Origin of the sequence: Corynebacterium lipophiloflavum DSM 44291 (genome assembly GCF_000159635.1) — a bacterium.
Classification (GTDB): domain Bacteria; phylum Actinomycetota; class Actinomycetes; order Mycobacteriales; family Mycobacteriaceae; genus Corynebacterium; species Corynebacterium lipophiloflavum.
In genome coordinates this window covers 218,529-226,696 of the sequence record NZ_GG667193.1, presented here as the reverse complement: position 1 = coordinate 226,696, position 8,168 = coordinate 218,529, and the positions used below count along the sequence as shown (strand labels likewise).

The following is an 8,168-nucleotide window of genomic DNA, read 5'->3' as shown; positions in this document are numbered from 1 at the left end:
GCCGGCGCCGGCGAGACCGCCCTGTTCGCCGCCCTCGCCCTGGCCCTCGCCGCCTTCGTAGCCGGAGAGCAGCTGGATAACTTGCTGGCGCACACGCGGCAGGTCGGCGCCGAGCTTGATAAGCACCTGCGCGGCAACGCCCTCGCCCTCGCGGATGAGGCCGAGCAGGAGGAACTCGGTGCCGATGTACTTGTGCCCCATCTGCAGGCCTTCGCGCAGGGACAGCTCAAGCACCTTCTTGGCGCGCGGCGTAAACGGGATGTAACCGGTCACAGGCTGGGTGCCGTGGCCGATGAGCTCCTCGACCTCGCGGCGCACGTCCTCGAGGTTGATGCCCATGGACTCCAGCGCCTTGGCCGCGACGCCCTCGCCCTCCTTGATCAGGCCGAGCAGGATGTGCTCCGTGCCCATGTAATTGTGGTTCAGCGCGCGCGCTTCCTCCTGCGCCAGGACGATAACGCGGCGGGCTCGGTCGGTAAACCGCTCGAACATCAGGCAACCCCTTAAGAAAGTTATGTAAAAATAGTTGTCCTCCACCATAACGCGCGGGTGCGACAACCTTTCCCAACTTTCTGGAGCGCTTTCGCGCAAAAGGGGTAAAAATGCATGTCAAAGCCCATGTTCGCCAGTAGCGAACATGGGCTTGGTGCCGCTAGAGCAGGTCGCGCAACACCGGGTCAGCCAGAGCGAGCACGGCAGCGCGCGCATCGGCCGCGGTCGGTGCGTCCTCGGCGAAGTTCGCCATCTGGCGGCAGGTGTCGATGTCGTGGCTGCGCAACGCGGCGCGCACCGCGCCCACCCGCGACGGGGCCATCGACAGCGAGGTTACGCCGAGGCCGACCAACACGAGGGCGAGCAGCGGGTCACCGCCCGCCTCACCGCACACCCCGACGGGCTTGCCGGTGGCCTCCCCGCCGCGGCACGTTGCGCGCACCATGGACAAAACGGCCGGTTGCCACGGGTTCAGCAAGTGCGCGAGCTCGCCTTGCATGCGGTCGGCGGCCATGGTGTACTGCGACAGGTCGTTGGTGCCGATGGAGGCGAAATCCACCAGCGCGAGCAGGTGTTTGGCGCGCACAGCGGCCGCCGGGGTTTCCACCATCACGCCCACGCGGGGCAGGCCGTAAGCCCGGGCCTTGTCGGCGAACCACTGCGTTTCCTCTACCGTGGTCACCATCGGTGCCATCACCCACAGGTCCGCCTCCGGCACGAGTTTGTGCGAGGCGGCCAGGGCGCTTAGTTGGGCGTCGAGAAGATCTTCGCGCGCCTGCGACAGCCGCAGACCGCGCCGGCCGAGCGCGGGGTTGTCCTCGGGTCCGAGGTCGGCGAAGCTCAGCGGCTTGTCGGCGCCGGCATCGAGAGTGCGCACGACCACGCGGCGGGTGCCGAAAGAGCGCAGCACCTCGGCGTACGTCGCGGTCTGCTCCTCGACGCTCGGGGCGGCCTCGCGGTCGAGGAAGAGAAACTCGGTGCGGAACAAGCCGGAGCCCTCGATGTCCGCCGCGGCGGCTTGTGCGGCGTCGGCGGCGGTGCCGATATTCGCCAGCAATTTCACCCGGTGCCCGTCTCGCGTCGCACCCTCGCCCGAAGAACCTGCAAGCGCCGCAGCACGGCGGCGCGAGCGCTCCTTTAGCTCGGCGACGTCCTCAGGCGTGGGTGCGACGATGACCTCGCCGACGCCGCCGTCGATGGCCAGCTCTACCTCGCCTTCACTTGCGAGAAGGGTGTGGATTCCCTTGACCTGCACGGCCGCGGGGATGCCGAGCTGGGCGGCGAGGATCGCGGTGTGCGAGGTCGCTCCCCCGCCGGCGGTGACGATGCCGCGCACGAGCGCCGGGTCTAAGGTTGCGGTCTCGGCGGGGGCGAGGTCGTGGGCGACAAGCACGCTCGGCCGGCTCAGCGCCGGCACACCCGGTTCCGCCACCCCGCGCAGGCGCGCGATGGCGCGGTCGCGGATGTCGTAGAGGTCGGTCACCCGTTCGGCCATGTAGCCGCCGAGCTTGCGCAGCTTCGCGGCGTAGACCTCGACCGCGTCGAAGATCGCCCGGGTGGGCCCGGAACCTTTCTGCAGTTCCTTGGCTACCCCCTTGATCAGGCCTCGGTCCGTGGCGAGGGCCGCGGTGGCCTCGAGCACGGCGGCGGAGGTCTCGGAGTTGGCGTGGCGCGCCCGCTCGCGCAGCGACGCCGCCACCTGCTCTAACACCTCGCGCACGCGCTGGCCGTCGGCTTCGGGGTCGACGCTGGGCGGCTCGGCCTCGTCAACGCCGGCGGGCGGGGTGACTACTGCGGCGGGGCCGGAAGCGGTTCCGGCGGACACGCCGATTCCGTGCAGTACTGATCGGTCAGTCATTGGCTCATCCTTTGGGTTTCTCTCAGCCTGACGATGTGCAGGCCGAGGTAGGCGATTTTATCTTCGGTAAGTGCGCAGTCGAAGCGCAGTTCCACAACGGTGGCGACCTGGCGGGCGCAGGCGACCTCGCGCGGGTAGGCGTCGAGAAGCTGGCGCGTCAGCGGCGATTGGTCGTGGTCGAGCTGGCGACCGTGGCTGAGCCTGACCAGGAGGTAGCGCACGTGCGTGATAAAGCGAGCCACGCTTATCGACGCCGTGTCCAACGTGATCGACAGCCCCGCCGCGACGATCTCGAGCATCTGCTGGATCACGCCCGTCATCTGGTAGGTCTGGGCCAGATCCCCCGTGGAGAACCCGGCGTTGACGAGGTGCAAAGCCAAGGCTGTGGCCTCGGAGTCCGGCAGTTCGGCCGCCCCCGCCGCGCGCTGGCGCCGGTTGATCTCCGCCAGCAGCTCCACACCCATCTCGTACTGGCGCGGGTAAAGGTGCAGCACCTCGCTGCGCAGCGGGTAGTTGAGCTCCTCGCCCGAGGCGGCGCGGGCGGCGGCGAACTCAATGTGATCGGAGATCGCGGTGACCAGCGTCAACCGGTTGCGGCTGTCCGCTGGTGCGCCGACGGCCTCGAGGGCCGCGGCAACCTGGGCGACGCGCTCGGCCGGCAAACCGGCGAGCATCTGCGCCGAATGGTCCGGGTCGCGGCCCTCCGCGGGCACAAACACGCGGGTAACCGTGGCGGGGTCGAGCACATCTCCCTGCTTCTTGCCGAAGCCGATCCCACGGCCGGTGGCCACAACTTCCCCACCGTGCTCACCGCTGCGGGCGAGCACGACGTTGTTGTTGAACACGCGCAGTATCTGCATGCGTTGAGAGTGTAGCCGGGCCCGGACTTCTACCTGGTTACTTCCAGCACGGGATCGCCCGCACCGACGGTGCCGTCGGCGATGTCGGCGACACCGGCCATGGCCTTGGTGTTGACCACCGTGGTGATCACCGTCGGGTCAAACCCCGCGGCCTTGACCGCGGCGAAATTGACCCGCGCCAGCTCGGTGCCCTCGGTGACCGCCTGCTTTTTGGCAACCAGCGGCTCAAAGCCCTCTCCCTTCATCTTGACCGTGTCGATCCCGATGTGGATGAGGATTTCGATGCCGTCGGCCGTCTTGATGCCGTAGGCGTGGCCGGTCTTAGCCACGGAGATCACCGTGCCGGCCACCGGGGAGACAACCGTGCCCTCGCCGGCCTCCGGGATAACCCCGACCGCCTGGCCGAGCGCGCCGGTGGAAAACGCGGGATCATCAAGCGCCTCCATCGCGACGATTTCTCCGGCCGCGGGGGCGAGGACGCGCGTGGCTGCGGCGGGTTTTTCTGCGGCGGGTTCTTGTGCGGCGGGTTCTTGTGCGGCGGGCGCTGGTTCAGCCGACTGCGCTGCGCCTTCTCGTGCGGTAGCCTTTTCCTCCGCGGTGCGGTAGTCGCTGATGTAGATCAGCGCGAAGGAGGTGAAGAAGGCCACGGCGATGGCGATGATGTAAACCCACGCCGGGTTGAACACCGAGATGGTCAGAAGCGAGGTGAACACGAAGGCGTTGGTTTGCACGCCGGCGAACGGCGCGGACAGGATCGCGATGGTGACGCCGCCGACGAAGCAGCCGACGAGCATGCGCGGGTAGATGCGCTTGTAGCGCAGGTGGATGCCGTAGAGCGAGGGCTCCGAGATGCCGCCGAACAGGCCGGCCGCCAGCGCCGAACCGGAGGTCTGGCGCATCACGTTGTCCTTTTCCCGCATGGAGATGGCCAGCACAGCCGCGGTGGCGCCGAAGCAGGCGAAGTTCCACACGCCCATCGGGCCCTGGATGAAGTCGTAGCCCAGCGTCTGGATGTTGACCAGCATCAGCGCGTTGAGCGGCCAGTGCAGGCCGAGCGGGACAAGGAAGGGGTACAGCATTGGGATGGCGATGGCGAAAACGAACGGGGCGTTGGTGTTCAAGAACGCGAGTCCGGTGCCGATCCAGGCGCCGAGGGCGTAGCCGAACGGCCCGATCACCAACGCGGTCAGGGGGATCATCACCAGCAGGGTGAAAAACGGCACGAAGACCATGTGGACAGCAGAGGGAATGATCTTCAGCAAACCCTTGTACACAACTGCCGCGATCGCCGCCATGATCAGCGGCACGAAGACGTTGCCGTTGTAGTCGGGCAGGTACATGGGCAGGCCGAATACATCCACGCGCGTGACCTCGCTGCCCAGCAGGGCGTTCTGGGTTGTCACGGCGTCCGGGTGATCCGCCAGGCCGGTGAAGTTCGGGGTAAACAGGGCCAGCATCACCGCCGCCGGGACCCAGGGGTCGATACCCAGTTTCTTGCCAGCGTTGTAGGCCACCATGACCGGCAGGAAGAAAAACACCGAGCTCCACATCGCGTCGACGAACTGCCAACCCGGGCTCTTGACCTCGGCGCGGAAATCGACGAGGCCCAGCGCGTCCATCACCGCGGCGAACGCGATGACCAGCGATGCGCCCAACAGCACGCCGAGGATCGGACGGAAGGAATCGGACAGGTACTCGAAGAACGCGTCGAGCCAGGGCAGCTTTCCCTGCGCTTTCGCGCGCTGCTGCGCCTTGACGGCGGAGTTGGTGCGCTCACGCATTTCCGGCAGGTTGTTCATTGCCGTGTACACGTTGGCGACGTCTCCGCCGACGATGACCTGGTAGTGGGAGCCTCCCTGGGGCACGGCGCCCATGACTTTCGGCACGGCCTCGAGGGCGGCCTTGTTGGCCAGGGAGGCGTCGTTAAGCTCAAAACGCAAACGGGTTGCGCAGTGGGTAAGCGAGGCAATGTTGTCGGCGCCGCCGACGCCGTCGAGGATGTCCTTCGCCTGCGCGCTCAGGCTGGACGTTGTGGTGGACACTGTTCACTTCCTTTCGAAATGCGAAAAGACCCGGAGACAACGCGAAACCGCGACCTCTCCAGGTCTTGCCCCGCCCGCTTGTGGGCGGGTAACAACCCTGTGGTTGGTGTCAATGATGATGTTAGAACTAGCAAAGCAAAATCGCAATACTCACTGGCAACTGCTTGTAGGCGCCCTCTGGCTGTCGGTGGCCGGATCGGCTTGACCGTGATATCCCGGGCGGTGCAATGTCACGGTCAACCGGCACCGAAGCGCAAAACCCCAGGTCGCCGGTGGCTGGATCGGCTTGACCGTGACATCTCGGGCGGTGGAATGTCACGGTCAAGGGGTTGCCCGGTGTAAAACCCCAGGTCAGTTGTGGCGGTCCCGGCTCGACAGTGACATCTCGGGCGGTGAAATGTCACGGTCAGCGGACGCCGTGGTGCAAAACCCCAGGTCGGCACGGCCAGAAACGGCTTGACCGTGACATCTCAGCCGACGAAATGTCACGGTCAAAGAATACCCTGGCGAAAACCCTAGGTCACCAGCGAAACCCAAAGGTCTCGGCCTAGTCCAGCGGCACTCCCCTACCGTCGCGGTCGTATCCTCCCGCGCCGACTAGCACGAGGATTGTTTCGACGAGCGCCCAGAATCCCACCGCCGCCAGGATGACGAACCCGATCAGGATGATTGCGGTGACGAAGTCCACGAGCGTCAGAATCAGCTTCGCAATACCCCGCTTGTTCTGGTGCAGGTAGAAGTTACCAATACCGAAGGATCCGAGGAAGAAAACAGCAGCGCTGCCACAATCTTGCTCTTCGGGGCCACGGCGTACGGGGGCTGCGCGTAGGACGCCGCGGGGTATGTCCCCGGCTGCACGGGGTAGTGCGGCTGCGCCGCGGCGAAGGGATCGAGCGGGTCGGACGGCTGCGCAGATGCAAACGAGGCAGCGGGCTGCGTGCCAGTGGGACGTTTCTTGCGGATGGGCAGACCGTCGCGATCGAATTCCCCATGGTTGGGGCCGGGGTAGATGGTGCTCACGAGATTTATCCTTTTGTACGAGTGTTATGAAAAGCCGTACGCAACCCTACCGCGTCGACAAGCGATGCGAGCCGTAAACCGGTTTTAAACTCGCAAACCTAGTTAGTTTCAGGCTTGACCATGGGGAACAGCACCGTCTCCCGGATTCCCAGGCCGGTCAGGGCCATGAGCAGGCGGTCTACTCCCATGCCGGTGCCAGCGGTCGGCGGCATGCCCTGCTCCATCGCGGCGAGGAAGTCCTCGTCCAACACCATCGCCTCGTCGTCGCCGTGAGCGGCCAGGCGCGCCTGGTCGACGAAGCGCTCGCGCTGGATCACCGGATCCACCAGTTCCGAATACCCGGTGGCCAGCTCGAAGCCGCGGATGTAGAGGTCCCACTTCTCGGTCACCCCGGGTTGATCGCGGTGGTCGCGGGTCAACGGCGAGGTCTCCACGGGGAAGTTGGTCACAAACGTCGGCTCATAGAGCTGATCAGAGCACAACTCCTCCCAAATCTCCTCGACGAGCTTGCCGTGCAGCCAGCCCGCGTTGGCAGGCACCTTCAGCCCAATGGCCCCGGCGACCGCGGTGAGCTCCTCGACGCTGGAGTCGATGGTCACCTCCGGCTGGCCGGGGAATTTGCGGGCCAGCGCTTCGTTGAGTGAGGGGTACATCTGAAGCACCTTCCACTCGCCGGAGAAGTCGTACTCGGTGCCGTCGGCGAGCGTGACTTTCTGCGAGCCGAAGACTTCTTCGGCGCAGAACTGCACGAGGCCCTTCATCATCTTCGCGCCATCGGCGTAGGTGCCCCACGCCTGGTAGGTCTCCAACATGGTGAACTCCGGCGAGTGCGAGGAATCGACGCCCTCGTTGCGGAAATTGCGGTTGATTTCGAAGACGCGCTCGATGCCGCCGACGACGCAGCGCTTCAGGTACAGCTCGGGCGCGATGCGCAGGTAGAGGTCGATGTCGAGTGCGTTGGAGCGGGTGACAAAGGGGCGCGCGGCCGCCCCGCCGTGCAGCGTCTGCAGCATCGGGGTCTCGACCTCGACGAAATCCAGGCCGGTGAGGTACTTGCGCACCGCCGCGATGACCTTGATGCGGGTCATCGCGTTGTCGCGCGCCGCGGAGCGCATGATCAGGTCCGTGTAGCGGTGGCGAACGCGCTGCTCCTCGTTCATCTCGGCGAACGCGACCGGCAGCGGGCGCAGCGCCTTCGACGCCATTTGCCACGACGACGCCATCACCGAAAGTTCGCCGCGTTTCGACGCGATCACGCGCCCAGTCACCGACACAATGTCGCCGAGGTCGACGTCGTCCTTCCAGCTCGCCAGCGCATCGGCGCCGACCTCGGCCAGCGACAGCATGACCTGCAGCTGGGTGCCGTCGCCCTCCTGCAGGGACGCGAAGCACAGCTTGCCGGTGTCGCGCTTGAACATGATGCGCCCGGCGACGGAGACCACATCGTCGGTTTCCTCGCCCGGGCCCAGGGCCGTCACGCCCTCCGGCGGGGTGTGTTCGTCGTCCTCGGCCACGACGACATAAGCTTCGCGGAGGTTTTTCAGAGACGTCGTGCGGTCGACGGAGACGGGGTAGGCGCCACGTCCGTCGTCGATAAGCTTCTGGCGCTTTGCCCGCCGAAACTGCTGCTGCTCACTGATGTCCTGGCTCTGGTTAGTCACCTGCTCAAGGGTAGTCGGGGCGGCACGGCGGGGCGAACTCGACCTCGCAGCTATCCCCCGATGTTTTTAAACCCCACACCAACAGGAACGCCGACGTTGTCAATGAGCCGGACCCCGCCCAGGGTGATCGCGCCGAGCAGGCGGGCGTCTCCCTGCGCGGGCGCCGGCCCAAAGCCCAGCGAGCGCAGCTGGAGGTAATCGGGCGAAACACCGGCCGCGTCGAGCACCCCGCGCG

Annotated in this window: 6 protein-coding genes and 1 pseudogene; all 7 read right to left on the bottom strand. The window is 66.1% G+C overall.

The features are described from left to right. Positions 1-492, bottom strand: a 492-nt coding sequence (locus HMPREF0298_RS07680) for a Clp protease N-terminal domain-containing protein (protein ID WP_280985045.1), incomplete at its 3' end; no start/stop codon positions are given. Positions 493-652: 160 nt separating this feature from the next. Next, positions 653-2,350, bottom strand: a complete 1,698-nt coding sequence (gene ptsP / locus HMPREF0298_RS07675; protein ID WP_006840584.1) for a phosphoenolpyruvate--protein phosphotransferase — start codon at positions 2,348-2,350, stop codon at positions 653-655. Then, the gene (locus HMPREF0298_RS07670; RefSeq protein WP_006840583.1) at positions 2,347-3,210 is read right to left on the bottom strand and encodes a PRD domain-containing protein; all 864 of its coding nucleotides are present in this window, start codon (positions 3,208-3,210) and stop codon (positions 2,347-2,349) included. Before HMPREF0298_RS07670 ends, ptsP begins: the two co-directional genes overlap by 4 nt. A 29-nt stretch (positions 3,211-3,239) precedes the next feature. Next, positions 3,240-5,252, bottom strand: a complete 2,013-nt coding sequence (locus HMPREF0298_RS07665) for a glucose PTS transporter subunit IIA (protein WP_006840582.1) — start codon at positions 5,250-5,252, stop codon at positions 3,240-3,242. A 547-nt stretch (positions 5,253-5,799) separates the two neighbouring features. Continuing rightward, positions 5,800-5,940, bottom strand: coding sequence for a hypothetical protein (locus tag HMPREF0298_RS12715; RefSeq protein ID WP_006840580.1), 141 nt, complete (start codon positions 5,938-5,940; stop codon positions 5,800-5,802). A gap of 430 nt (positions 5,941-6,370) precedes the next feature. After that, the gene (gene lysS / locus HMPREF0298_RS07660; RefSeq protein ID WP_006840579.1) at positions 6,371-7,933 is read right to left on the bottom strand and encodes a lysine--tRNA ligase; all 1,563 of its coding nucleotides are present in this window, start codon (positions 7,931-7,933) and stop codon (positions 6,371-6,373) included. 50 nt (positions 7,934-7,983) lie between these two features. Next, positions 7,984-8,168: pseudogene (locus HMPREF0298_RS07655) on the bottom strand (pantoate--beta-alanine ligase); the annotation flags it as partial.

Bases quoted from the DNA above. Each gene is read 5' to 3' on its own strand.
- ptsP (WP_006840584.1), bottom strand. From the start codon at position 2,350: ATGACTGACCGATCAGTACTGCACGGAATCGGCGTGTCCGCCGGAACC.
- HMPREF0298_RS07670 (WP_006840583.1), bottom strand. From the start codon at position 3,210: ATGCAGATACTGCGCGTGTTCAACAACAACGTCGTGCTCGCCCGCAGC.